23 protein-coding genes and 1 tRNA gene are annotated in these 25,804 nt (G+C 63.5%); 15 read left to right on the top strand and 9 right to left on the bottom strand.

Annotated features, from left to right (window positions below; all coding sequences use genetic code 11):
• Window positions 1-14 precede the first annotated feature (14 nt).
• Window positions 15-242: a hypothetical protein gene (locus AAC640_RS13325; protein ID WP_340267030.1), complete on the top strand. Its 228-nt coding sequence runs from the start codon at window positions 15-17 to the stop codon at window positions 240-242.
• Between the two features lie 254 nt (window positions 243-496).
• On the opposite strand, the gene AAC640_RS13330 is transcribed toward AAC640_RS13325, so the two are convergent.
• Together AAC640_RS13330 and AAC640_RS18380 are read right to left on the bottom strand one after the other, a co-directional pair.
• Window positions 497-1,153: a DNA -binding domain-containing protein gene (locus tag AAC640_RS13330; protein ID WP_340267032.1), complete on the bottom strand. Its 657-nt coding sequence runs from the start codon at window positions 1,151-1,153 to the stop codon at window positions 497-499.
• Window positions 1,086-1,310, bottom strand: a complete 225-nt coding sequence (locus tag AAC640_RS18380) for a transcriptional regulator domain-containing protein (protein WP_422794995.1) — start codon at window positions 1,308-1,310, stop codon at window positions 1,086-1,088. Before AAC640_RS18380 ends, AAC640_RS13330 begins: the two co-directional genes overlap by 68 nt.
• Before the next feature lie 167 nt (window positions 1,311-1,477).
• Between AAC640_RS18380 and AAC640_RS13335 the strand changes: the two genes are divergently transcribed.
• From AAC640_RS13335 to AAC640_RS13385, 11 genes are all read left to right on the top strand, one after another.
• Window positions 1,478-2,251: a LuxR family transcriptional regulator gene (locus AAC640_RS13335; RefSeq protein ID WP_340267034.1), complete on the top strand. Its 774-nt coding sequence runs from the start codon at window positions 1,478-1,480 to the stop codon at window positions 2,249-2,251.
• Between the two features lie 57 nt (window positions 2,252-2,308).
• Entirely contained in the window at window positions 2,309-2,926 is a 618-nt protein-coding gene (locus AAC640_RS13340) for an acyl-homoserine-lactone synthase (RefSeq protein ID WP_340267036.1), read from the top strand.
• A 16-nt stretch (window positions 2,927-2,942) separates the two neighbouring features.
• Window positions 2,943-3,815 carry a phytanoyl-CoA dioxygenase family protein gene (locus AAC640_RS13345; protein WP_340267038.1) on the top strand — a complete coding sequence of 291 codons (873 nt, stop codon included), beginning with the start codon at window positions 2,943-2,945 and terminating at the stop codon, window positions 3,813-3,815.
• The gene (locus AAC640_RS13350) at window positions 3,812-4,420 is read left to right on the top strand and encodes a GntR family transcriptional regulator (protein ID WP_340267040.1); all 609 of its coding nucleotides are present in this window, start codon (window positions 3,812-3,814) and stop codon (window positions 4,418-4,420) included. The genes AAC640_RS13345 and AAC640_RS13350 overlap by 4 nt, the downstream gene beginning before the upstream one ends.
• Before the next feature lie 114 nt (window positions 4,421-4,534).
• Window positions 4,535-4,654: a benenodin family lasso peptide gene (locus tag AAC640_RS13355; RefSeq protein WP_129927693.1), complete on the top strand. Its 120-nt coding sequence runs from the start codon at window positions 4,535-4,537 to the stop codon at window positions 4,652-4,654.
• A 20-nt stretch (window positions 4,655-4,674) separates the two neighbouring features.
• Window positions 4,675-5,385, top strand: coding sequence for a lasso peptide biosynthesis B2 protein (locus AAC640_RS13360; protein WP_340267044.1), 711 nt, complete (start codon window positions 4,675-4,677; stop codon window positions 5,383-5,385).
• Window positions 5,382-7,124: an asparagine synthase-related protein gene (locus AAC640_RS13365; protein WP_340267046.1), complete on the top strand. Its 1,743-nt coding sequence runs from the start codon at window positions 5,382-5,384 to the stop codon at window positions 7,122-7,124. Before AAC640_RS13360 ends, AAC640_RS13365 begins: the two co-directional genes overlap by 4 nt.
• Window positions 7,125-7,540: 416 nt before the next feature.
• Window positions 7,541-8,095 carry an RNA polymerase sigma factor gene (locus AAC640_RS13370; RefSeq protein ID WP_340267048.1) on the top strand — a complete coding sequence of 185 codons (555 nt, stop codon included), beginning with the start codon at window positions 7,541-7,543 and terminating at the stop codon, window positions 8,093-8,095.
• A complete protein-coding gene (locus AAC640_RS13375) occupies window positions 8,092-9,093 on the top strand; it encodes a FecR family protein (protein WP_340267050.1) in 1,002 nt (333 codons plus the stop codon). Before AAC640_RS13370 ends, AAC640_RS13375 begins: the two co-directional genes overlap by 4 nt.
• Window positions 9,094-9,169: 76 nt before the next feature.
• Entirely contained in the window at window positions 9,170-11,719 is a 2,550-nt protein-coding gene (locus AAC640_RS13380; protein ID WP_340267052.1) for a TonB-dependent receptor, read from the top strand.
• A gap of 169 nt (window positions 11,720-11,888) precedes the next feature.
• Window positions 11,889-13,496: a hypothetical protein gene (locus tag AAC640_RS13385; RefSeq protein ID WP_340267054.1), complete on the top strand. Its 1,608-nt coding sequence runs from the start codon at window positions 11,889-11,891 to the stop codon at window positions 13,494-13,496.
• A gap of 351 nt (window positions 13,497-13,847) precedes the next feature.
• Here AAC640_RS13385 and AAC640_RS13390 read toward each other — a convergent pair whose 3' ends face one another.
• The 4 genes from AAC640_RS13390 to AAC640_RS13405 all read right to left on the bottom strand — a co-directional run bounded on the left by AAC640_RS13390 (window position 13,848) and on the right by AAC640_RS13405 (window position 20,383).
• Window positions 13,848-15,851 (bottom strand): Atxe2 family lasso peptide isopeptidase, encoded by a 2,004-nt coding sequence (locus tag AAC640_RS13390; protein WP_340267056.1) that lies wholly within the window; start codon window positions 15,849-15,851, stop codon window positions 13,848-13,850.
• Window positions 15,852-15,961: 110 nt separating this feature from the next.
• A complete protein-coding gene (locus tag AAC640_RS13395) occupies window positions 15,962-18,532 on the bottom strand; it encodes a TonB-dependent receptor domain-containing protein (RefSeq protein ID WP_340267058.1) in 2,571 nt (856 codons plus the stop codon).
• A gap of 101 nt (window positions 18,533-18,633) precedes the next feature.
• Entirely contained in the window at window positions 18,634-19,623 is a 990-nt protein-coding gene (locus tag AAC640_RS13400; protein WP_340267060.1) for a FecR family protein, read from the bottom strand.
• Window positions 19,616-20,383 (bottom strand): RNA polymerase sigma factor, encoded by a 768-nt coding sequence (locus tag AAC640_RS13405; protein WP_340267062.1) that lies wholly within the window; start codon window positions 20,381-20,383, stop codon window positions 19,616-19,618. The genes AAC640_RS13400 and AAC640_RS13405 overlap by 8 nt, the downstream gene beginning before the upstream one ends.
• 775 nt (window positions 20,384-21,158) lie before the next feature.
• Between AAC640_RS13405 and AAC640_RS13410 the strand changes: the two genes are divergently transcribed.
• Entirely contained in the window at window positions 21,159-21,839 is a 681-nt protein-coding gene (locus AAC640_RS13410) for a hypothetical protein (RefSeq protein WP_340267064.1), read from the top strand.
• 10 nt (window positions 21,840-21,849) lie between these two features.
• Here AAC640_RS13410 and AAC640_RS13415 read toward each other — a convergent pair whose 3' ends face one another.
• Window positions 21,850-23,073: a tyrosine-type recombinase/integrase gene (locus AAC640_RS13415; RefSeq protein ID WP_340267066.1), complete on the bottom strand. Its 1,224-nt coding sequence runs from the start codon at window positions 23,071-23,073 to the stop codon at window positions 21,850-21,852.
• Window positions 23,074-23,235: 162 nt separating this feature from the next.
• Window positions 23,236-23,322: transfer RNA gene (locus tag AAC640_RS13420), tRNA-Leu, on the bottom strand.
• Between the two features lie 141 nt (window positions 23,323-23,463).
• Here AAC640_RS13420 and AAC640_RS13425 point away from each other — a divergent pair.
• Both AAC640_RS13425 and AAC640_RS13430 read left to right on the top strand, forming a co-directional pair.
• Window positions 23,464-24,219: an alpha/beta hydrolase gene (locus tag AAC640_RS13425; RefSeq protein ID WP_340267068.1), complete on the top strand. Its 756-nt coding sequence runs from the start codon at window positions 23,464-23,466 to the stop codon at window positions 24,217-24,219.
• Window positions 24,219-25,067 carry a tetratricopeptide repeat protein gene (locus tag AAC640_RS13430; RefSeq protein ID WP_340267070.1) on the top strand — a complete coding sequence of 283 codons (849 nt, stop codon included), beginning with the start codon at window positions 24,219-24,221 and terminating at the stop codon, window positions 25,065-25,067. Before AAC640_RS13425 ends, AAC640_RS13430 begins: the two co-directional genes overlap by 1 nt.
• 23 nt (window positions 25,068-25,090) lie before the next feature.
• On the opposite strand, the gene AAC640_RS13435 is transcribed toward AAC640_RS13430, so the two are convergent.
• Complete coding sequence (locus AAC640_RS13435; protein WP_340267072.1) at window positions 25,091-25,795, bottom strand: SIMPL domain-containing protein; 705 nt, start codon at window positions 25,793-25,795, stop codon at window positions 25,091-25,093.
• Window positions 25,796-25,804 lie beyond the last annotated feature (9 nt).

Here is a 25,804-nt window from a genome sequence, read left to right on the forward strand (position 1 = left end):
CCGATGTCTATCAGATGATGGCCTATGGGCAGCTCTATGCCTGCCCCGATCTTATTCTCCTCTATCCGCACCATCCCGGTCTCGGATCGGGTCCGTTCGCTACCGATTACCTGATCCACGGCAGCACGGACCGGCTGCACCTGCGGAGCATCGACATCGCGCAACGCGAGGGTGGCATCGTGGCGGACCTCGCTGCCATGTTTCAGCGTTGGCGGGCGCAGAATCCACTCGTCACTAGGTAAAATCCGCCGACGGCACGCTTCCGTCCACAACGCAGCATGACCTGACGTTCTCCACAGCACTGTCGGTCGTGGTGGCCGCGCCAGCGATCGTCACCGCCAGGCCGAGACCCGGCGCCGCCGGGGCTCGGTGGCGAGGCGTCGGAGCGCCAGCGCGACGAACGCCGCAGCCATAGAGCGCGGTCGCGCCGGCGGCGCAGCCCCGGCGCGAGGCGCCCGTCTAGACGTCCTCGCCGATGTACAACCACCGCTCCCCCTCATCGGTGGCGCCGCCGCATTAGTTCGCGATACCCGCCCGACGCCAAGGTTCTTGCCTCGCGCACCAGCCGGCGGACGCGCGAACGCAGCGAGTCGGATCGGTCGTTCCAGTCCTCGGCCACGCGCGCCTCGCCAAACAAGACGGCCCCGATTTCGCGCTGGCTCGCGCCGTCGACCAGCGCGTCATGGACGCGCAGCAACTGGATGCCGCGTTCGATCCAGGGGTCGCGCGGGTACAGTGAGCGGGCGAAGCGGCGATGTTGCTGGAGATGGAGGAGGCGGCGCAGCGGCAAAATGCCGAGCTCGGCGCTGCCGAGCCCATGCAACCGATAGTGCAGATGAACCCTCGTCTCGCCTGCCAGCCGGCCATGTGCCACATCGAGCCGGATATGGTGGCGACCATCCGAGAGGACGGCATGGTCATAGCCGTCCGGATCGGTGACGACGGTCAGCCAAGCGGCGACTCGTTCCAGATCGAGGCCATCGGGATCGGCGCGACCGGTGGGGATCGCTTCAACGCGCAGCGTTCCAGGATCGAGATCGGCATGCCAGATGATCCGCGCCTCGGGTGCCGACCGGGCCGGATCTTCAGCGAAAGTGCAGCCCCCACGCGCGCGGATCCGGACTGCCGCGGGTAACGCTGCTCGCCCGGGCATGCCAGGCGATGTAATCAGGATCGCGACGCAACCACTCCCACATGAGCCCGGTGCGATCGATACCCCGCGGCCGGGCATAAGCGGTGCTCTCGCGCCACGCCTGCTTCAGCGTCACGGGCAGAAACCCGCGAACAGCGCGGAGGCACAGATGCTGCATCGCACAAGACAACTTCTGCGCGCCTGACCAACATGATATGACACTTCCATGACAGGAGTCGCCCGGCGACGGCTTGAGGCCCCGCCGCCTGGCCCACAGGACCAAGAAAGGGCGATCGCCGGGATTCGGGCAGCACGAGACGCCGCCGACGGTCGCGACAGGACCAGATGCCTTATTCGGGCATGGCGATGCAGCTTGCGCGCATCGTCGAAACGGTCGGCAGCGCAGATGAGCTTGCGGCGGCCATGGCCGCCATCAGCATGGAGCTGGGCTTCCAGTATTTCGCGCTCAGCCATCATGTCGACGTGGCCACGGCCGGTGACGCGGCGATCCGGCTGCATAATTATCCGCGGCGCTGGGCGGACTATTATGACGAGAACGCCCTGGGCGTGAGCGACCCGGTGCATCGCGCGAGCCATGTCACCAGCATCGGTTTTTCCTGGTCGCAGATAGCGGCGATGATCCCGTTGACGCCGGCCGATCATCGGATCCTGGAGCTCGGCCGCGCACAGGGCATCGGCGATGGCTTCACCGTTCCGGCCCATGTTCCGGGCGAAGCGCGCGGTTCCTGCTCCTTTGCGGGCGAATCGGGGCGGCCGCTGCCGCACGTCATGCTGCCGATGGCGCAACTCGCCGGCAATTTCGCATTCGAAGCAGCGCGCCGATTGTGGATGGGACGCGGCGGGCTCTTGTCGCGTCCAGTGCCAGCACTGACCGACCGGCAGCGCGACTGCGTTCTGTGGGTTGCGCGCGGCAAGGGCGACTGGGAGATCAGCCGCATCCTGGGGATCAGCGAAGAGACGGTGGCCCGGCATATCAAGCAGGCCTGCGAGCGCTACGGCGTGAACAAGCGGACATTGCTGGTGATCCGGACGCTGTTCGACGGAACCCTCACCTTCTCGGATATCTTTCGCCGTCGCTATGCCCCTTTTCGGGCATAGCGCTGCGACCGGCATCTCGCCGACCCTCGGCCGATCACGGCCAAGGGAGCAAGTGCCATGCTGCATATCCTGCAATCCGCCCCGCCGTCCGCGTCGGACGCGGCGCTGCGCGCGATGTTCGCCGCGCGCAAGTCGGTCTTCGTCGACCTGCTCAAATGGGATGTTCCGGTCCTCGAGGGCCGCTATGAAGTCGACCAGTTCGACGATCTCAACGCCACCTATCTGATCCTCGCCGAACCCGACGGGTCGCACCTGGGCTCGGCGCGCCTGCTGCCGACCACGCGACCGCATATACTTGACAGCCTCTATCCGGGCCTGTGCGAGGACGGGCCGCCGCGCGCCCCGGACATCTTCGAGATCACCCGCTTCTGTCTCGACCGCCGGCTGCGCGCGGCCGAGCGCCGCGCGGTGCGCGACACGCTGGTGACCTCGCTCGTCGATCATGCGCTGGATCATGGCATCACCGGCTACAGCGCAATCGCCGAAATGGGCTGGTTCCAGCAGATCCTCGCCTTCGGCTGGCGCTGCCGTCCGCTCGGACTGCCGCAAGTCGTCGATGGCGCGATGCTGGCGGCGCTGCGCATCGACATCGCCCCCGACACGCCCGGCCTGCTCGCCGCGGCGGGCATCCAGGCGACACCGGCCATCCGGTACAGCCAGCGCATCGCGGCCTGAAAAAAGGAGCAGGACAATGATCGACAGGCTCGACGACGAGATCGCCCGCAGCGCGCGCGATCTTCTCGACCATGGCTGGTGCGTCCTTGCCGATGCCCTGCCGCCGGCGCATATCCACGCGCTCGACGATGACCTGGCGGGTGATTTCGCGGCGACGCCGTTCGGCCAAGGCGGCTTCTACGGCAGCACCACCAAGCGGTTCGGCCGCCTGCTCACGCGCGCGGCCGGCGCCGCGGCGCTGGTCCAGCACCCGCGCATTCTCGGTATCGTCGAGGCCGTGCTCGCGCCCTGGTGCGAGTGCATCCAGCTCAATACAACCCAGGCGATCGCGGTCCATCCCGGCGCGCCGGCGCAATTGCCGCACCGCGACCAGGACATGTGGCGCGGCCCGGTCGGCGAGGCCGAATATCTCGTCAATGTGATGTGGCCGCTGACCGATTTTACGGAGGAAAATGGCGCCACGCGTGTCTGGCCGGAGAGCCATGGCGTCAATGCCCTGGCCGAGCCGGACGGCGCGCCTCTCGCCGCCGAGATGGCTCCCGGCGCGGCGCTTCTGTTCCTCGGCTCGACGCTCCACGGCGCGGGTGCAAACCGCACACGGGAGGTGCGACGCGGAATCGTCATCGGCTATGCCTTGGGCTGGCTCAAGCCCTATGAGAACCAATGGCTCGCCTATCCGCCCGACGTCGCGCGTATGTTCCCGCCCGATCTGGCGGCGCTGGTCGGTTATCGCCAGCATCGGCCTAATCTCGGTAATTTTGAGGGACAATGCCCTTCGGTGCTGCTGGGCGGGCGCGCGGACCGGCCGCTCGGCGCCGTCGATGCGCTGCGGCCCGACCAGCAGGTGCTGGTCGATGCCTATGCGCAGGAACAGCGAGAAGCGCCGTGAACGCCGGGGCGACCGCCGAACGGGTCCATGAGGCGCTACGCCTCCGGATCATGAGCCGTGAATTCCGGCCAGGCGACAGGCTCGATCCGGCGGTGCTGGCCGCGCCGCTCGCCGCGAGCGTCACGCCCGTGCGCGACGCGCTCCACAGGCTGACCGGCGAGGGTCTGGTGGAGACGCGCAGCGCCGGCGGCTTCCATGTGCCGGCGCTCGATGAACCCGGCCTGGAGGATCTCTACGATTGGTCGGCCGAACTCGTCCTGCTTGCCATCAACGCATGGCGACGCCCGGCCGTACTTCCGATCCTTGGCGACCTCGCGGACGACGCGGCATTGGCCGACCGGACTGCGGCGACGTTTCTGGCCGTTGCCCGCCATTCCGCTAATCGTGAGCATGCGCACGCACTCGACCGGCTCAACGCCCGCCTTCATGCCGTCAGGACCGTCGAAGAGCATGTGCTCGAAGGCACACACGCTGAACTGCAGGCGCTGTGGCAGGCCGTCAGGACCGCCGAACGCAAGCACCTGAAAACCCTGTGCCGCAGCTATCATCGCCGCCGCCGCCGCGCTGCCGCCGACATCGTGCGGGCCGTCTACCGCGCGGACTGACGCCCGCCGCCCTGCCAAACAAAATCGATATAGAATCCGTATAAAGTTCGGATAGGCAGCCGCCCTCCATAGTCTGCCATGGCTGCATTTCGCAGCAGGACGAAGGAGTGCATCATGGAACGTGAAGACGAAGTGATCGACCTCGGCACCGCCAGCATCGAAACCAAGGGCGGCGCCGGCCTGGTCATCGATGCCAAGAATGGCCAGCAGCTCTTCGGCATTGCCGACGACTGACGGCGTCGGCGCGCGGTCCCATGGGATCGCGCGCCGATCTGGGCTTCGATCCTGGGCGTTCGATCATGGGCTTCACCCTTCGCAATGGCATCTCCTTCTGCCGCGTCGGCGACCGGATCATCTTTCTCGATATCGTTGCGGACCGGTATTTCTGCCTGTCGCCAGAAGCCGAGCACAGCTTCCGGGCGCTGGCGGAAGGCGCGACCCCGCCGCCAGACGATTTGCACCTCCAGGGACTGCTGGCGCGCGGCCTGCTAACGGCCTCGGCGGCCCCAGAGGCACCGGCCGCCTGCCCCCCGATCGTCATGCCGCAGACAAGTATTCTCGATCTCGACCTTCCGCTGCCTGCCTTCGCGGGGACGACCAGCGCTCTGTGCTGCCTTGCCGCCACGCGCGCACGATTGAAGATGGCAGGTCTCGGCCGGACCCTTTCCTGGTTGTCGACCCGCAAGTCGCGCTTATCGACATCCCGTGCCTTGCCCGAAAGGCAGGTAGAACGGATCATGGCCGGGTTCGTTTCGGCGGCGCACCTTGCCAGCCAGATCGACCTCTGCCTTGCGAACTCCATCGCGGTGGCATCGCTCATGATCGCGAAGGGAATACGGCCCGACGTCGTACTGGGGGTACAACTCGGGCCATTCTCCGCCCATTGCTGGGTTCAGCATAACGACCGGCTCGTCAACGACCGCGTCGACATGGTGCGGACCTTCACGCCGATCCTGGCCTTATGACGAGGCGCCGCTTTCTCGCGCTGATCGCGACCACCGCCGAGCCGCTATCTCCGGGGCGGATCAATAGCGCGCGCAAGGCTGCGGCATCGCTCGTGCCGCTGATCGAAACCGATCGCTTGATGCTGTGGAGCGACCACCGGCACAGGGTTACACAGGCTGGCAGCCATGCGATAGTCGGCGAGCTGTTCTATCGCGGTAGCACGCGGCCGGAAACCACGCTTGACGATGCGGCATGGACGGCGATCGCCTGGTCGCGGGGCGAGAGACTGATCGAACGCTATTGGGGCAGCTATGTCGCCTTCACGACCGACGTCAGGTGCATGGCGGTCTTGCGAGCACCGATGGGCGACCTGGGATGCTATCATGCCCGGGGCGGCGGCGCGCTCCTGGTCGCGTCCGATCTGGCACTGCTGTCGGATCTCGGATGCCGCTTCGCCATCGATCGCGGCGCCCTTGCGCGTCACATCGCCTATCCGGAATGGCGGCGCAGCGAGACCTGCCTCAACGGCTTGGAGGAACTGCGCGGCGGTGATCGCCTGCTCGTCTTGGCGAACGGGGTAGAATGCGAGACATTATGGTCGCCCTGGGCCTTCGCCACCCAGGACCGGATGATCGACGATCCTGGGGAAGCGGCTCGCGTCGTGCGCAATGCGGTACATCTTGCCGTGCGCGCCCGCGCCGCCGGCCATGATCGCGCCGTCCTGCTGCTTTCCGGTGGCCTCGATTCGGCGATCGTGGCCGCCAGTCTCAAAGCGGCAAGCACGGAGGTGACCGGTCTCAACCTTATCGGCGATGACGCTGCGAGCGACGAGAGGCGCTATGCCGGAATGGTCGCCCGGTCTGCTGGCATCGAACTGCTGACGCGGACTTTTGATTTGGACTGCGTCGATGTCCGGCGCTCGGGTGCGGCGCATATGCCCTATCCGGTGCATCGCTGCTTTACGCAGGCGCAGGACACGGTAGCGGCCGAAACCGCAGAGCGCTGCGGAGCCGATCTCCTCATCGATGGCGGCGGTGGCGACAATGTCTTCTTCGCTTCGCGCACCGTTTCGATTCTCGCCGACTGCCTCGCCACCGGCGGTCTGGACAAGCGATTTTGGAGCGCCGCGCGAGCACTCGGCGACCTGGGCCAGACCGGGACCTGGGCACTGGCCTGGCGCGCGGTACATCGCGCTTGGTTGCGCTCACCAGCCCCGCGCCAGCCGCCGGCAGTCACGTTTCTCTCCGATGTGGCACGATCGATCGTCGCCGACACCATCGCGCACCCCTGGTTCCTGCCGCCGGAAGGTGTCCTGCCCGGTCGTGCAAGCCACGTTGCCCTGCTCGCCCCGGCGCAGAATCTGGTGGAGGCGATCAATGCCCAGGCACCGCAGCAGGCAATTTCACCGTTGGTCTCGCAGCCCGTGGTGGAAGCCTGCCTTCGTGTTCCGAGCTGGCACTGGCTCGCGCCGGGACGGGATCGGGCGACCGCGCGTCGCGCCTTCGCGCCCGAACTCCCCCAAGAAATCATCGCGCGCCGATCAAAGGGCACGCCCACCGGCTTCGTCGCGGCGATCTTCGACAGGGAGCGCAAAGCCATCCGCGACACGCTGCTCGGCGGCCGTCTGGCCGACTTCGGCCTTATCGACGAAGCCAAGCTCACGCAGGCGCTGTCAGCGCCCGGCCCGGTTCGCGATCTGCGCTTCGTGCAGATCATGGAACTTGTCGATGCCGAAACCTGGGCCGCAGCGCAAATGTAAGGACCAGAACCGCCTACGACAGTTTGGTCTCTTCGTGGATGCTGACCTCACGCTTCGCCATTCACCGCTGCCCGGATCGCCTGAGCATGGGACAAAACCGCCATTCCTTTGCACGACTGTGCGTGTCGGGTTTCGGATAAACCTGCCGTTTATTATCCTGAATGGATCAGCGGCGGCGTTGCGGCTGCTGGGCGGCCAATGTCCTGCTAGCGGAGATTGCTGGAAAAACACCTGTTTGTCGCGCATCACTGGAACGAACCTTTCCTCCAAGAGACCGAGACGTACGACTGGTTCCAGGATCGGCCTGGAAAGAATCGTTTCTCGTGCGATTGACATACGGGAAATCTACTCTGCACTGTCATTAGCAGTATGACAGGGATCAAAGGCCTCGATAGGGAATGGTGACCAAGGAGGCCTTGAACGCGTGGTTTCGCCTCGAGGTGCTGCGGCGTGAGCCTGTTCTGACGCAATTTATCAGCCGCCACTGGCACTCGTCGGACGAGCTGCTCGATATCCGGCAGGATGTCTACGAACGTGTGCTGCTCGGCGCCAGTCGCGCCCTGCCGGACCTTGCTGGTCCCTATATATTCACAGTCGCTCGCAACGTCATGATCAACCGGGCGCGACGCGCCAAGATCATCAAGATCGACCTGGTCGCCGAACTGGAGCAGGTGGTGCCCGACATGGACTGGCTGACCCCTGCCCGCCATCTGGAGGCGCGCGAGGAACTCAGGCGGGTCCAGGCCGGGCTGGACATTCTCCCTCCCCGGTGTCGCGAAATATTGCGCCTTCGGAAAGTGGAGGGCCATACTACGAGAGAGGTGTCGCAACAGTTGGGGATCGGCATCGATGCGGTAGAACAGCAGGTGACGTTGGGGATGCGCGCCCTGATCGACTTCATGCATGGCGGCGATGGACGCGTGCAACGGCCAAGCCGGGCGCGAACAATCAAGCATGGACCGGTTTCATGACCCATCATTCCAGTCTTGAACAGGCAGCCGCGCTCTTCCTGATGCGCAGTCAGCAACCGGACTGGTCGGACGCCGATCAGCGCGAACTCGACTTGTGGCTTGAGCAATCGATGGCGCATACAGCCGCCTTCTGGCGGCTTCAGGACGGTGGCGCGCGGGTCGACCGGCACCTGAGCGCGGCACTCGCCCGGCAGGAGCCGGATGGCGGCTTTCCTGACGGGCTGCGGCGGCGTTTTCAGATCGCCATCACCCGGCCCGTGACGACCCTGTTGCGCCCAACCCTCCTGATGGCAGGCTTCATGGCGATATCCATCGCCGGATATCTCGCGTTTACGGTACGGGAGCCAAGGCCGGAATATACCCGGCATATGACGAAATTCGGTCAGATCGGAAAGCTTGCGCTCGCCGATGGCAGTCAAGTTGAACTCAATACCGACAGTGACGTGCGCATCGCCAACGCACGCGACGAACGCATGCTCTGGCTCGATCGAGGAGAGGCCTATTTCGAAGTCGCGAAAGACGAGGGCCGCCCCTTCGTCGTCCATGCCGGATCGCGGCGCGTGACCGTGCTTGGCACGAAGTTCGCGGTTCGCCGCGAGGGCAATGACATCACCGTTTCGGTGCTGGAGGGACGGGTTCGCGTCACGACCGGGACAAAGCCGGACGGAGGATCGGCACTGCTCACCGCTGGCGAGATCGCCGCGACGAACGGACAGTCGATGCTGGTTACCGCCGGCAGGCTCGCCCAGATTCGCAAGAGCCTGTCATGGCGCTTTTCGATGCTCACATTCGACAATATCAGCCTGCGCGATGCGGCCGCGCAGTTCAACCGCTACAATATTCGCCAGTTGGTGATCGAAGGGCGCGATGCGCAGAATCTGCGTATCAGCGGTTCTTTCCGTATGGGTAATGTGGAGGGGTTCGCCAGCCTGCTCGAGCACGCCTATGGTCTCGATGTCGCCCGCTCCGAAAATAGGATCGAAATTAATTCGCGGTGAGACATACGGGATTTCTCCGCCCATGTGTCCTTATGATCGACCAGTAAGAAAACTGGCGATCAAGGGGGTAGGATAGATGGGCAACAAATTTCTGGTCGCGATGCTCTGCGGCGTGTCGACCATGCCGGTATCATGGCAAGCGGAAGCGCAGACGCCAGGTCAGGCGCAGGCCCTGACGCAGCAATTCAATATTCCAGCCGGGAATCTGAAACAGGCGCTGGATCTGTATCGCGATCAAACCGATATCCAGTTGATTTATCGACCCCAGGAGGTCGCGAAGGGACGAAGCGCCGGTGTTTCGGGACTGCTGACCAGGGAAGCCGGTCTGCGCGCCCTTCTTGCGGGTTCAGGCTTTCAGCAACATCATGACAGTTCGGGCGCTATCGCGATCATCCCCAGCCGCACCGCTGCTACGGTGGCAACCTTTGAACGGACCGCGCTGATCCAGGAAGGCCCGGTCGTCCCGGCAGCGGCGACGGAGGCGGCCCCGGAAGGGACACCAGATATCGTTGTGACTGCCACGAAACGGTCCGAGAATTTGATGAACATTCCGGTCGCCGTCTCTGCCCTGTCTGGAGACACGCTTACCGCGCTCGGCGTGCAGGGGGTGCAGGCCCTCCAGATTGCGACCCCCGCCGTCGTCTTTCCAAACACCGGCGCATTCTCGCAGCCCTATATCCGCGGGGTGGGCAGTCGGCTTAACCAGGCCGGGTTCGATCCGAGCGTCGCAGCCTATGTCGATGGGCGATATATCGGGCGCCAGTCGTCGATGAACTTCGAATTCGCCGACATCGAACGGGTCGAGGTGCTCAAGGGGCCGCAGGGCGTGCTGTTCGGGCGCAACGCGTCGGCGGGCGCAATCCGCATCATCACGCGCGATGTTTCCAAAGACTTCGAAGGCTATGTCAAGGCCGGCTACGGAAATTATAACCGCTGGATGCTGCAGGGGGCGGTCAACATACCCATCAGTGATACGCTCGGCATCCGCATCAGCGGCGACACTTTGCACCGGGACGGTTTCGCCAAGAACATCTTCCCCGCCGGGCGCAAGCAATGGGACGACCGAAATTGGTATTCGGTGCGCGGGAAGATCCGCTGGGAGCCGACGGACTGGTTCGATGCCCGGCTGACCGGCAGCTACTGGACATCCAACGATCTGGCCGGAACCGACGTCGTCCAGGTCGGCCGCCTCGATCTTTCCACCGGACTCAGGCTGGGAGGGATCACCGGCACGGACAGCAAGCATGTGGCGAGCGCGCTTCAGCAACCGAACGACAAGCGGGAATATGCCACGGAACTCGACCTGCATTTCAACCTCGGCTTCGCCGACCTCACGACCATCACCACTTACGCAGATCTGAACAATGTGCTTGGCTTCGATGGCGATGGCACCAGCGCCCAGTTGGTTGACGCAGTGATCTTCGAAAAGTCGAAGACCTTCTCGCATGAGATTCAGCTCGCGTCGGCTGGCAAGGGCCCTTTCGAATGGCTCGTCGGCGGCTATTATTTCCATGACGACACGGATTTCGACACTATCGTCAATCGTGCGACAGCCGTTCCTGCGTCGCCTGTCGCCAGCCAGAGTGACGAGAATGTCAAGACGAAGTCGGTTGCCGTCTTTGGCCAGCTGAAGTGGAATATCACCGACAAACTGAGTCTCACGGCCGGCGGCAGGTATACGCATGACAAGAAAAGTTGGTACGCGGGTCCATCGGGCAATTCCCCCGTCACCCTTCCAGGTCCATTGCCCTTTATCGGCGAAAAATCCTGGTCGAAATTTACGCCCAGCCTGACTGCGGAATATGATTTCGGCGACGTTTTGACCTATTTGAAATTTGCGCGTGGATATAAGAGCGGCGGGCCGAACTATCCTGCCAATCAGCCGGTCGTTAATCCCGAAACCCTCGACATGTACGAGGCGGGCCTGAAAGCAAGCCTGTTCAATCGCAAGCTGCGGACAACGTTGTCGGCCTTCTATTATGATTACTCCGACCTCCAGGTCAGCCGTGCGGCTGCCGAGGGTAGCGCCGTCGTCACCACCGAGAATGCGGCGAACGCCAAGCTCTACGGTCTTGACGCCGATATGAACTGGGCGGTCAGCCGTGCGTTCACCTTGACTGGCGGGATATCTCTGCTTCACTCCGAGTATCAGGGCTATCTGGCCAACGCCAAAGTCTATCGCGGGTTAATCCCACCGGGCTCGACCCTGGCTGTGCGACCCGCCGGAATGATCGATGTGGGCTTCAACGCGAGCGGCCAGAGCCTGCTCCGGGCACCCAAATTTTCGGCCTTCGCCGGAGCGAACTATACCGTCTCTGTCAACGGCGGAAAAATTCCCGTCAGCTTGTCTTACGCTTACAAGAGCAGTTATCTGTTCGACTTCATCTTCGACCCACCTGGCATAACCGAGACCGGCTCAACTAGCGCTCTGAGGCAAAAGGGCTATGGCCTGGTGAACGGCCGGATCGGCTTCACGCCGGACTCGGACAGGTGGAACGTGTCCGCCTGGGTCAACAATGCGTTCGACAAGAAATATTTCGACGATGTGGCGGCCGCAGGCACCGGCATCCGGGCATCCTACGCGCCGCCACGGACCTATGGCGTCGACGTTCAATTTAAGTTCTAGCTCAAAAGCGCTGTGGGACCCCGGTTCCACAGCGCCGAATGCGCGATAGGCCCTTGCCGGACGGCGGACCGGGCGGGTCAAGGCCAAAGGCCGCACAGACGACAAAAGCCTCATAACAGCGGCGCTCAGCCGAGGCGATGATACATTCGAACTATGGGACGAAGGTCAAATGCGTAACATCATGTTGGGATTGGCGGCGATCGTCATGGCCATGCCGACGCTGGCTGTCGCCTTGCCCCCGCGCAATCCGTTTCTGGCGGATTCCGTCATTCCTATTTTCCATAATGATTCAGGCCAGACCGGCGCGACTGCGGTTCCAGGCCCGATTGACGAGAGCCGGACGATCGAGCAGGAGAATATCATCTGGAAAAAGCTTGGTCCAAGCGACGGCTATTCCTACCAATATTCCGGGCTATATCCCAACGGCAAGCGCGTCGGCTGGTTTGGTGGCCAGCAGCAGCTGGTCAAGCTGGATGCCGACACGTTGGAGACCATTTCCACCTATTCGCTGCATGAAGGCAAATTCTATTCTCCCGAAGAAATCGGGCGACTGATCGACAAGGCTGACAAGCTCAGCAGCCAGGCTTTATATGATGCTATCGTGCCGCCACTGGCGATCGGCATCGAACGTGGCGCGCAGGCGATCTACCGGCTGATAGATAATGAGAACAATCTTTATGTTCTCTACACGGACAGGAGCAGCGGCGATCAATATATCCGCAAATTTGGCGATGCCGTCATCAATGATCCCAATTCCGACATCGTTCTGAAACAACAGATCAAGCTTCCCGCCGAGGCAGGAAGGCGGATGACAGCCATAGCGATGAATATGACCTATGACGGGACGATCATCGTAGTCACGCTGGACGGAACGCTATTTGCCGTATCGCGGGATTTCAGGATACTGGATAAAGCCGTTTTGGCCGACCGCGCCACGGATGGCAAGGAGTTCATGGACGCGTTTGTCCGCAACTCGATTGCCATCGACGATGCAGGCGGCATCTTCATTGTCACCGGCACACGCATGCAACGGGTGAAGTGGACCGGAACGAAATTGTCGTTCGACGAACGGGACGGTGCATGGTCGGTGCCCTACGCAACCGGGCCGCGCGGTAGCGGAACGACGCCGGCGCTCTTGGGTTGGGAAAAGGCCAGCGACAAGCTGGTCGTGATCGGCGATGGCGTTGGCAACGCCGTGCTATACTGGCGCGACCACATTCCCGATGACTGGCGCGGCCTCTCCGGCCAGCCGCGGCGGGTGGCCGCGATCACGCCGATCCGGTTCGGGAAAAACCCTATCCGCCTGGAAAATGCGCTCGTCACCCAGGATTATGGCATATTCGTTGCCAACGACACGCTCGAAACGAAAATTCCCTGGCAAGGGTCGCAGATGAAGACGACACTGGCGGAGAAATATGCCGGCCAGACCGGCGGCAACGAAATCAGGGGCGGCATGAAATGGACGTGGAACCCGCAGACGCGGTCGCTGGATATAGCCTGGAAAACCCCGCTGGCGCTGGTGGCGTCGATATGCACGCCGAACGCCAATCATCTGCTTTATTGCGTCGGGATGCGGGATGGCGCTTCGACGATCGAGGCCATCGACTGGAATAATGGCAAATCCGTGTTCCACTATGTGCTGGGGAAGAGCTATCGCTATACGGCCGTGGGTGGGTTGGTGAATATCGCTCCCAACGGCGATATCGAATGTGGCTGTGCGGGAGGATTTGGCATGTTCCGGGTGCGCACCCCGCCGCAGGCGAGGTTCCAGCAGTGACCGGATTGTTGGTCTGCCCTCAGTTTTGAAGAGAGCCCGTGGGGACGAACAGGGATGGGCACTCTGCCGAGACCAATCTCGTAGTTGCATTGAATGGTCTATCGGGCATCGCACGGCCGAACTGGCAAATGCCTGCTGCTGGGATGAGCTTCGAACTGACTGAACATCTTAGACTCGCGCATAGCCGATCGCCGGCGTCCATCATTGCAAATGACGGCTTTTCCCAACTGAGGACGTTCTGGCGGTGGAAGGTGAACGACCGAAGCTGGTCGGGAACAGTCACCTGATAGCCTCAGTCAAGGGAAACCATTCGAATCTCTGCCTCAAAAAGGTCAGACGGACATCAGCAAATTAGCGGACTGGAACCGGCTCAGGTGAAGGCTGCCCTCCGGATCGCATGGCGTGCCAGCGACGATATTGCGCGATCTTGGCCCCATCCGGATCTTCCCGATCCTGCAGCCAGAAGGAGAACCAGTCCAGATTGCGCTCATAGACGGCACGCCGGTGGATCGGCTGCCATTTCACGTGGAATTCGTCGGGATAGACATACATCTCCACCGGCTTGTTCTGCTCGTGCAGAGCACCATAGGCTTCGAGCGCCAGCCGGAACTCATTGTCAGCGAGTTGCATGAGCAGCGGTGTATCGATCCGGCCAGCATTGCGGGCCAGCGACATGTCGCGCCAAAAGTCCGGATTGCCTCGGGTCACGGGCGGATAGCCCATCCCGCGCAGCCACTCCGCCCAGGCGATGCCGCCATAGGTGGCCGTGGTGTTGGGTTCCATGCAACAGGTACTGAGCGCCGCGGCTGCGAAGGCTTTCGAATTGATCAAGGCGAAGGCAACGGTCGACGCGCCGTCGCTCAGGCCCGTGATGCCCACGCGCGCTGGATCGATGTCGCTACGATCAACTGTCATACGCACGCCGGTGAGAGCCGATGACAGCAGGCTGCGCCGTTCACCCCAATCCTTCTGGTTGGCGGCGTTGATCTCGTACCAGGTCCTAAGCTGGGGAAAGGCCGCAGCGAAGAAATTGGGCCGCTCGGTACTGAGCACGGCGATCCCGCGCTGGGCGAGCAGGAAGATCGGATAATCGTCGCCAGTGCCACCGCGCAGGAAGCCGTCGCTATGATATTGCACGACGACCATCGGCAGTTTCTCTCCGGGCTTGTGACCGGGCGGAAGGACCAGGTCGCCCCACGCTTCCAGGCCAAGATCGTTGCGCCATCGGAGCCGAGTGACAGAACCCAGGCGAATGCCGGAAAATTCGGGATTGGGATCAAAAATCGTGCGCATCCTGCCGTTCGCGGTGTCGATGGCGATGATTCTGCGCGGGGACCTGCTGTCTTCGCGAGTACAGACCAGTTCGGTACCAGCCATCACGCAGCCGTGCAGCACGTCGGTTGTGCGCAACAAGGCGGTCGGACGGGCTGCGCCGGGTCGCCAGCGATAGAGCGCCATCGCTTCCTTGGCCCAACCTTCCCGGCGAAGAATGAGTACCGACGAGCCTTGCCACCACAGCGAGACGATGCCGCCTGCACAGGCCTCGGCATCGCAGTGCCGACTGCTGTCACCGTTCGTGACGACGAGCCTCGCGGGCGTCAGCGGCGAAATGTTCGAACGCTCGAGATGCGCCTTGCGGCCGTCAGCACTGATGGCTTCGGGATCCACCGGCATGTCGGCTGGTGCGGCGCGTTCGACTGCCGCTTGCTCCGCAGCATCTGCTGGCACGGTCGCGCCGGTACGCAAATCGACGGCGGTGACCTCCAGCGCCTCGGTGGCCGGGGTCAGCGGCCGCGCGGAAATCTCTGGCGAGACCCTGCGGTCGTACAGCCACCCTGACTGGCCTTCGCGATCCAATTCCGCCTGCACAGTCGCCGCTCCCTTGCGCGTGCCATAGAGCAGCCGGGTCCCATCCTTGCTCCAGGCCACGGCTTCGACATCGACTTCCGAGCGCGTGACGGCGTGCGCGCCGCCGACGTCCGCCTGTGCCACCCATGCCTGAGTCACGCCATTGTCGCGCCGCAGATAGGCGAGCCTGCGTCCATCAGGGGACCAGGACGGAACGATGGTGCGCGTTGCGCCACTCGGCAGGTAAAAGCCGCGCTGCACGTCCATGATCTTGATGAGTTCGCCGCCCCGATCGACAATGTCTGGTGAGCCGACACCCGTCAGTCCGCTGACGACCAGTGCGCGGCAATAGCTGTTCGTCGCGAGATCGGCGCGGTTGATGATATAGGCGATACGACTGCCGTCCGGCGAGACCGCGAACGGGCTCGGGCCATTGAAGACCGCGGAATCAGGATCGCCGATCTCGCGCAGCTGGATGAGGTCCGCTGCCGTAAGGTTACGTTTCACGATACTCGATGCTTCATGCGCGGGCAGCACGTCTTCGCAGTTCGCCCAAGCCGTGGTGGGAAACAGAAGGCACAAGGCCGTAAGCCCGAAGCAGTCCCTTATATTGGCGCTCACCATTGCCGGGTGATCCCGAAAGCGATCATCCGGCCGACAGGTGAATAGTTGGTCGAATCGTAAGGCGTGTCGTAGGGTATCGAGGTCGCGATCGGATCGGGCTTGTCGTTGAACAGGTTCTGGACCGACAGGCTGAACTCGAGACCGCCGAGCGGAGACTCGGAATCGAGCCGGTAGCGCGCGGTGAGGTCGAGCGTGGTCATCGCTTTGACGCGCACGGCCGGTGTCGAGCGGGTGTCACTGACACCGCCAGTGTAATTGCCATTGGCCGCCAGTGTGAGATTGCCGCCAGTCCATGCGACCGCAGCCTGTCCGCGCCAATGGGGCGGATTGAAGATGGTGCCGGCAAGGTCGTAGATTGGCTGACCAGCGCTGAGCTGCTGGTCGCTTTCGAGATAGGCGATGTCGAGCGACAGGCGCAGTCGCTGGTCTGGCGCAATTGCGGCATTGTAGCTCGCCAGCACATCGACGCCGCTCGCGCGCTGCCGACCGGCATTGAGATTGGTATTGTCGACAATCGCGACGACGTTCGCCGGATCATAGGGCACGCCGGTGATGTTGAGGAAGGTGCCCGCACTGGCGATGGCGGCCGCCTGTTGAGTAGCGCTCGGGTTGAAGATGATCTGGTCGGCGTAGATCGGATTGCTCAAGGCCTGGGCCAGCAAGGTGATCGGCGATACGATCCGGTCGCGATAGCGTACGCTGAAATAGCTGATCTCGAGGCTCGCGCCCGGCAGTGCGCGCGGATGCAGGGCAAGCGTGGTCGACCAGGTCGTCGCCTTTTCCGGCTTGAGATCAGGATTGCCACCGAGGATGAGAATGGCGCCCGCGCTCGCCGACGTCCCGGTCGCACCCAGCGCTGCGGAAGGAAACAGGTAGACCGCGCGCGGCTGATATTGCTGATAGAGTGTTGGCGCCCGGAAGGATTTACCCCAGCTTCCTTTCAAGCTGCTATCGGGCGTCATCGCCCATGACAGACCGAGCTTGGGCGTGGCGACTTCGCCGATGCCGGGGTAGCGCTCATAGCGAAGGGCGGCACTGGCATCGACCTTGGTCATGAGCGGTAGATTCTGATCTGGGCCGATCAGGGGGAGGCTCAATTCCCCGAAAGCGAACAGATTGTCCTGGGCGGCGACGGTGTTGACCGCGCTCCCTGACCCGACGAACCGCTGGAAGCCGATGTCACGATAGCCGCCGCCAACGGCGATCTTGGCCACGCCACCGGGCAGGCGGAAGAGGTCGCCATTGGCATTGATCTCGACCGATTTGGCCGTGTTGCGATAGAAGCTGGGGCCGGAATCGCTGCAGACCGCGAGGGCGCATTCGACCTGATGATAGTCGACCCGTTCCTTGCCGTAGGTGCCGCCAAGCGCGACCTGCCAGCCGCCGGACAGATCGAGCGTGAGGGTCGGCGCGATACCGAAGGATTTGTCGACCGACGAGAAGGTCGCCTTGCCCTCGTCAAGATCGCCACCTGCCACCGTTGGAAATGTCAGGTCGCTCCAGCGGATATTGTAGAGCCCGTCGACCGAGAAGGTCAGGCCGCCGCCCAAGTCCTGATGTCCGCTGGCAACGGCGCTGTGGTGGCGCAGCGCCGGGTAAAGATCGAGCCCCGGGGAACGTGTCGCGGCGTAGGACCGCTGGCTCGCGCGGATCGCAGTGTTGCTGCCATATTCATAGGCGGCGAACAGCCCGCCTGATGCCCATGTGCGCCCGACGAGCGCGCCATATTGCTGCTGGAAATCGCCTCCATCCGTGGTGCCCGCCAAGCGGGCATTGGTTTCCAGGCCATCATAGTCCCGGCGCAGGATGATGTTGGCGACGCCCGCGACCGCGTCGGAGCCATAGATTGCCGACGCGCCATCTGGAACGACCTCGATACGATCGACGGCGGAAACCGGAATGCCCGATACATCGACGCTTTGCCGGACAGCCGTATAGGCAAGGCGCCGGCCGTTGAGCAGCGTCAGCGTAGCATCGCTTCCAAGGCCGCGCAGATTGATGGACGATCCGCCACCCACGTCGACGCCACTGGCGTCGGGAACATTCATGCCGATGCCGGGGTTCTGCCCGCCTCCGAAGCTTTGCGGGATACTGCGGACGACATCGCCCAGGCCAGCCTGGCCGGAATCGCGGATATCTTCCTGACCGATCCGGACCACCGGCGAAGCAATCGCGGCACCGCGCAGCCGGCTTCCCGTGACGACAATATCCTGCCCGTCATTTGTCGAACTGCCGTCACGGCTTGTGCGGGCCTGCCGCACGGCAAAGCCGCCATCGACAGGCGTATAGGCCAGCCCGAATCGGTCGAGCAGGATGCGCAGCGCTTCCTCGATCGTGTAGGAACCGTGAAGCGCCGGGGCCTGCTTGCCCGCCACGATCTTGCTGTCGACCAGCACGGTGATACCGGATTGAAGTGCCAGCGCCTTGAGCGACGCGCCCAAGTCTTGCGCCGGCACTTCAAAGGAATGGCGCTTTACGTCCTGGCCTCGCGCGACCGAAGGGCCCGCCACCAGCGCCACGGCAGCGATGCTGTTGAACAGATATCTTGCGTCAAATCGAACCATTACCCTGTGTCTCCCCCCTGGCCACGTCGTGGCTGGTTGGCGGGGAGACGCCTGGTCCTGAAAACCCACGACAGATTTTTTCAGCGAAGGGTCAAAACGTCCTACGGAGCACGGCGAAGAAGGATCACGCCCGGATCGGTTCGGTCGATACCGAGCCCGAATGTCGCCGCCACGGCCTGGGCGAAGGCGTCCGGATTGCGCACCTGGAAGGCACCGGTAACCGACAGGCGGGCCAGCTCAGGCTCGGCAAGGCGTATCTGGATGCGGTTGTAGCGGTTGACGGCGGCGACGGCATCGCCAAGCGGGCCGCCGTCCAGCGCGAGCATGCCGGACACCCATTGGGTTTCGCCTGCCTTCGTAGGACGGGGCGTGTCGGCACTGCCCAGGTCTGCGGTCTGCCCCGCGGCAAGCGTTCTAACAGGATGGGTGGCCGGGGCACTCGCGCTGGCGAGATCGACCCGCCCCTCGATCACCGCCACCACAGGACTGCTGCTCTCCACGCTGACGTCGAACAGCGTGCTTCGTGCAACGACAGTGCCGCCGGGAACCGTAACAGTGAAGGGGCGCTTGCCGTCTGGCGTAACGCGAAAGCGCGCGCGGCCTCGTTCCAGCGAGACTTTCCGCTCGCCCGCGGAAAGGGTGACGCGCACGCGCGTGGCGGTGTCGAGCGTGAGCTGCGATCCGTCCGCCAGCGATATCGTCCTGATTTCGCCCAGCGCGGTTTCGTAGGTCGCGGCTTGCGCCGGAGAAACCAGCTCGAGAGGATATCCATAGCGCAGCAAGCCGACACTGCCGATCCCGAGCAGGACGACGACGCCAAGGCTGGCAGCCGCAACATGGGTACTGTGCCGCATCAGGAAGGGTGCGCGAACCAGCTTCCGCGTGCGGCCCACGTCGCTGTCGAACAGTAATCGGCTTTCCTGCCAGTGGCGCTCCGCCTGTTCATAAGCGATCCGGTGACGCGGATCGGCATCCATCCAGACGGCGAAGGCCCGCTCGACATCTGGTCGAGCAGGTTCCTGCCGGCGCGCCAGCCAGTCCCCGGCGGCATCCCGGATGGCGCGCGGTATGGCACGGACTTCGTCAGGCATGATCGCTGAGGTGCCGCCCCAGTTGCTTGATGGCCCGGCTCATCTGCTTTTCCACGCCTCGCACGCTCAATCCCGTCTGTTCCGCGATTTCGGCGTAACTATAGCCATCAAGGCGGCAAGCGAGAAATATTTGCCGGGTGAGCGGCTTGAGGCGCAGGACGGCCTGTTCGATACGGGCAAGGCGGTCGCGCGCCTCCAACGCGGCGACAGGATCCCCGCTTCCAATTTCGACATCGTCGATCGGCACATGGTGGGACTGGTGATTGCGGGCGGCGGCGCGAGCGTGATCGCGCAGGAGATTGTGCGCGGCCTCGCACAGATAGGCTCCGGGCGCATGGATCGCGACGGCATCGGTCTGCGCGCGCGCGACAAGACGGGTGAAGACCTGCTGGACGATCTCCTCGGCGCGGTCGTCCGGGGCGCGACGATCGAGGAAGCGCAGGAGCCGTGGCCTTTCGGTCCGGTACATTTCGTCGATAGCAGTCGCCATCGATGGCACGCGATCATGCGTCGGCGGCAGCGGCTCGCCTTCGTCGAGAGGCAAGCGGGCCGCCCCTAGCGCAGGCCGCATGGCTTGCGGCGCAGTGCGCCGATCCTGGCTGTGGATCGCATCGATCACATCTCCTCGCTCTGGCGAGGCGATGCCGGCGAAAGCCGGGTGTTGAGAACATGCACGAGCACATGCGCCAACGCCTTTGGCCGCGAACGGCTTGGACATGCGCGTCGGCCACCCGGCCGCACGATGGCGGATCCATTTCATCTCGCACGAGGTTCTCACGCCTCGGCGCCATGCATCGATGGCGCGCCTTCAGCTTATCGCAGGTCATCCAAGACGCAAGCCCGGCTCTGCGGGACAAGGCGATTTGAGGCTCTGAACACGCATAATATCCGTCAAATCGAGCAGCGTCACTGCCGATGAATTTTTCTTGTCGGGTATCTCTGAATCCGAGCGTCATGGAATGATGGCGAAACGGTTTTGGGCTGCGGATCGGCAGCTTCCGGCGTCCTCACGCACGTGGCTTTGGAGTGAAAGACTGTCCGATGGATATGCCCACCACGCAGTTGGTCCCTGCATTGCTGTCCCGTACCGAACTTCACGCCTTGGTCTGGGCCGAGCCTCTCCGTCACCTCGCAAGACGCTTCGGCATTTCGGATCAATGTCTCGCCAAGCTATGCGACCGTTTCGATATCCCGCGTCCTCGGCCTGGGCACTGGAACAAGGTCGCGGCCGGCAGGGAGATCGCCATGCCGGTCTTGCCGCCCGCGAAAGCCGGTATGGACGAAACGATAGAAATTACGCCCCAGTCGGCTGGAGGCATGGCAATGGAGGGAGACGCTGCTCTTGCGGCGGCCCGCCAGAATGGGAAAGCGGTGCGCGTGGCGGAGCGGCTCTCGGATCCGCATCCCATCATTGCCGGCTGGCTTGCAAATCGAAGGGAGGCGATCGCCGGGGCCGGCTGGTCTATGACATCTGGCCCAATCGGCTGGTCCGGGCTGCGCCTTTCAAGCCCATCGAACGGCGTCGCCTCAGGATATTGGACGCCCTTTTCAAAGCCTTGGAGGCAGAGAAGATCGCCATTGCCGAGACAGACCGGCACGGTCCCGTTGCGCGGTGCGGACGGGACGAGATCGCATTTCAACTCAGGCCCCGGCTCAAGGAAGTGCGCCAGCTCCTCACTGCCGAAGAGAGACGGTGGCATGGCTCCGGCAGGCAATACCGGCGAGACCTGGTCGAGACGGATGTGCTGGTGTTCGAGATCAAGCGCTGGCTGCCCGGCAATTTGTCGCGCCTCTGGCAGGACGGTCGCAAGGGTATGATCGAGGACAAGGTAGGCGACATAGTCGCGACCCTGCTTGAGGCATTCCCGATGATGGCGGCAGCGCGCGAACAGGCCGAGGAGCGGCAACGACTGCGGGAGACCGAGGAACGGTGTCGCCAGATGCTGGCGCGGGAGCTCAAGCTCGACCGCGATCGCTTTCGATGCTTTCTCGAACAGGCCGGCAGATGGCGCGAAGCGGGACTGGCGCGGGATTTCCTCATGGCGCTGCGCGCCGCGATCCCGGACTCTTCATTGGAAATTGGCGGCAGGCCTGCCATCGAGTGGCTGGAATGGGCGCAAGGGCATGTGCAGGCCCATGATCCGCTCACCCAGGATTCGTCCGTCGTCTTCCGGTCGATCGCCGAAGTGACGGAGAGTACCTACCGTGATCGCTAGGTTGGGAGCCTCAGGCGCGTCGGAAATTGGGCTTCAGAACCCTCGCGCCGTCGCGCATCTCGTCGAGCTGATCCGACCAGTACTGCATCATCCGCACGCGCTCGTCCCAATATTCGCCGCGCGTGTAGGCACGCCGGATGGCGTTGGTCTCCATATGGGCGAGTTGGCGCTCGATGGCGTCGGGATTGAACTTGCCCGTTTCGTTGAGCAGCGTTGCCGCCATCGCCCGGAAGCCGTGCGCCGTCATCTCCTCCTGGCCGAACCCGAGCGCTCGAAGGGCCGCGTTGACCGTGTTCTCGGACATCGGGCGACGCGGCGAGCGGAAAGAGGGAAAGCAATATCGTCCTGTGCCCGTCAGCTCCCAGAGCTGCTCGAAAAGCGCAGTCACCTGCGTGGACAGCGGCACGCGGTGCGGCCGTCGCATCTTCATCTTCTGCTCGGGGATGTTCCATACCGAGCGGTCGAAGTCGAATTCGCTCCACTCGGCCTGGCGCAGTTCACCCGGGCGCACGAACAGGTGCGCCGACAGCCTGAGCCCGAACAGGGTGATGGCATGGCCGGTATAGCCTTCGATCGCGCGCATGAGTTCACCGGCGCCCTTGGGTGTCGTGATGGCAGCAAGATGCTTGCCCTTGGGTACGGTCAGCGCGCCGCGCAGGTCACGCGCCGGATCAGTTTCGGCCCGCGTGGTGGCGATGGCGTAGCGGAACACGCGGCTCAGCACGCTGCGCATCCGCCGGGCGCTTTCGTATCGTCCGGTTGCCTCGATCGAACGGAGCACGGCAAGCACTTCCTGGGCGGTAATTTTGGCGACAGGGCGGTTGCCGATCTTGGGATAGGCCTTGGCGAGCAGCCAGCGGATCTTGCTGAGGGTGATCTCCGCCATCCCTTCGCGTTCCTGCTTGCCAACCCATTCCTCGGCGACTAGCTTGAAGCTGTTTTCTTCGGACAGCATCGCGCGGGCTTCGGCGAGCTTGGCTTCGTGCGAGGGATCGAGGCCGGCGGCGATCAGCTTGCGGGCTTCGTCGCGCCGCTCGCGTGCATCGGCGAGACCGACGTCAGGCCACGCGCCGAAGGAGAGCGTGCGCTGCTTGCCGAGATAGGCGTAGTTGAGACGCCAGAGCTTCCTGCCGTTAGGCTTGACGAGGAGATAGAGGCCGGCGCCGTCGGTGAGCTTGTATTCGCGCTCCCTCGGCTTGGCGCTCGTGACGGTGGTCGCGAAGAGTTTTCCCATGGTATCGGCCCGTCCATAATGGGCCTTCGATACCATGCAGGATACCATATTTGTTCCCGATTGGTGCCGGATCAGCCCGGATTTGACCGGACGGTCTTAGCACAAAAAAAGGCTGAAATCAGCCACTTTCGGGACGTCCCCGGACGCTGCCGGAAGAACAAATGGTGCCCAGAAGAGGACTCGAACCTCCACGACCTTGCGATCGCCAGCACCTGAAGCTGGTGCGTCTACCAATTCCGCCATCTGGGCACGGGGTAGGACGGCGCGATTAGCCGTTGGGTGGCGGCCTGTCAATTACGGCAGCGGCATTATTTTCTTCTGTTTTTGGTTTTTCCTGCGTCTCGATCTAATGCCGGCCTGACAAGGATCATGCCCCACCTGGAGACGTTCATGAACAATCCCCCCACCCCGCCGCCGGGGCTGTTCCCCCGCTCGGACGACATAAGACTCGCCTATCGTCACCGGATTGGCATGGAGCCCACGATTATCTTCCTGCCGGGTTACATGTCCGAAATGGAAGGGAGCAAGGCGCTGGCGCTCGACGGGTGGGCCGAACGTACCGGACGCGCGATGCTGCGGCTCGACTATGGCGGCAATGGGGCCAGCGAGGGACAGTTCGAGGATGGTACACTGGCCAGCTGGCGCGATGACGCGCTGCTGCTGATCGACGCGCTGACGGAAGGGCCGATCGTGCTGGTGGGGTCGTCAATGGGGGGATGGCTGGCGCTGCTCATCGCGCTGGCCCGGCCGGGCCGGGTGGTGGGCCTTGTCGGCATCGCGGCGGCACCCGACTTTACTGACTGGGGCTTTACCGACGAGGACAAGGCGCGGCTGGCCAGCGACGGACGGATCGAGGAAGAGACGCCCTATGGCGACCAGCCCTATGTGACGACATTCGCCTTCTGGCAGTCGGGACAGGCGCTGCGGCTGCTGGGTGGCGAGATCCCGATCGACTGTCCCGTGCGGCTGCTGCACGGACAGGAGGATCGCGACGTCCCTTGGCAGACGGCGTTGCGCATCTCACAGCGGGTGCGTTCATCCGATGTGCAGACGTTACTGGTTAAGGATGGCGACCACCGCCTTTCCCGCGACGGCGACATTGCCCTGCTGATCCGCACCGTCGCCAGCCTTTTGGACAGTCTTTGATGCCCCTTCTTCTGCCCCTGTTGCTGATGATGCCGCAAGCTTATGATCCGGAGATCGAGGCAGTCATAAGCCACCGCAAGGCCAAGGTCGCTGCGCCTGCACCCGCAGCGGCTGCCGCGCAACCAGGGCCAAGTGATGGCCGCATTCCCGTGCCCGAAAAATTCGCCAAGCCTTTTCAGGCCTGCCTCGACCAAGCGATAGATTCGCCTGAGCGGGGCGTGGCTTTCGCGGAGAAATGGCGCATCGAAGGCGGCAGTTTCTATGCCCGCCATTGCATGGGCTTCGCCTATGCACGGGCGGAGCGGTGGCAGCCTGCCATCATCGCCTTTGAACAAGCGGCCGAGGAGGCAGAACGCAGCGGCGAAATGGCGCAAAGCGCGCGACTGTGGGCGCAGGCCGGAAATGCAGCGCTGGCGGCAGGAGACGCGGCCAAGGCAAAGACCAGCTTCGATGCCGCCTTGGCCCGCGGACTGCCAGAGGGCATTGAAAAGGGCGAAACGCATCTCGACCGCGCTCGCGCGCTCGTGGCGCTGGGCGACGCCAACGGCGCACGCGAATCGTTGGATATCGCGCTGGATCAGGCGCCGCAGGACCCGCTCGGCTGGCTGCTGTCAGCAACGCTGGCGCGACGATCGGGGCAGACAACGCTGGCGCAGGCCCATATCGCGCGAGCGGTCCAGTTGTCGCCCGACGACGCGTCCGTCGCGCTGGAGGAAGGCAATATCGCGATCCTTTCCGATCATGCCGATATGGCCCGCACCGCGTGGCAGCGAGCGATAAAGCTGGCCCCGCAATCCGTGGCGGGCAAGGCGGCGGCCGACAATCTGACGCGCCTGCCGCCGAGCTAGTGCGAGGCGTCGGTGCGCGGCGGTCAGTTGAGGTAGAAGTCGACGGTCGTGACCACGCGCACTTTCTTGTAAGGCGTGTCGCTCGACCCGTCGGCTTCGCCATCGCGCGGATCGATCGAGAAATAGCCCTGGGTCGCGCTCTTGATGCCGCCGACGCTTGACCCGCTGTCACGCGCGAACTGTTCCGCGGCCGACCGCGCATCCCTCGTGGCAGCGGCTACCATCTGCGGCTTGATGTCATTGAGCCGGGTGAAGCTGTAGCGCATGCCCTGCCCTTCCTGCAGCGTGACGCCGCGCCGTACGAGGTCGAACTGCTGCGCGACGGCGCGCTGGGCGCGGGCGATGTCGGTGGTGCGTAGCAGCATCCGCTGGGTGATGGTGATCGAATTCACACCATTGTTGATATATTGATTTACCCCGGCTCCGGTCGGGGTCAGCGCTTCAGGCTTGAAGCCAAGGCTGGTGAAATAGGCCTTCAGTTCGCGGGTATTGTCGTCAATTTCGGAGCGGACGGCGGGAAGGTCGAAACCGGTAGCGGCATAGCTGATTGACCAGGTCGCAAGGTCGGCTGTGACATTGCGTTCGGCCAGGCCCCGCACCGTCACGGAGCGATCGGCCGCCTTGGCCCGCTTCAGGCCGTCGCCGAGCAGATAGCCACCGCTGACGATGCCCAGAGCCAGTAGCCCGGCACAGCCCAGCAGCACTTTGTCGCGATACTCAAATGTCAAAGCCTGCTC

The organism is Sphingobium mellinum, from assembly GCF_037860795.1.
Taxonomy (GTDB): Bacteria; Pseudomonadota; Alphaproteobacteria; order Sphingomonadales; family Sphingomonadaceae; genus Sphingobium; species Sphingobium mellinum.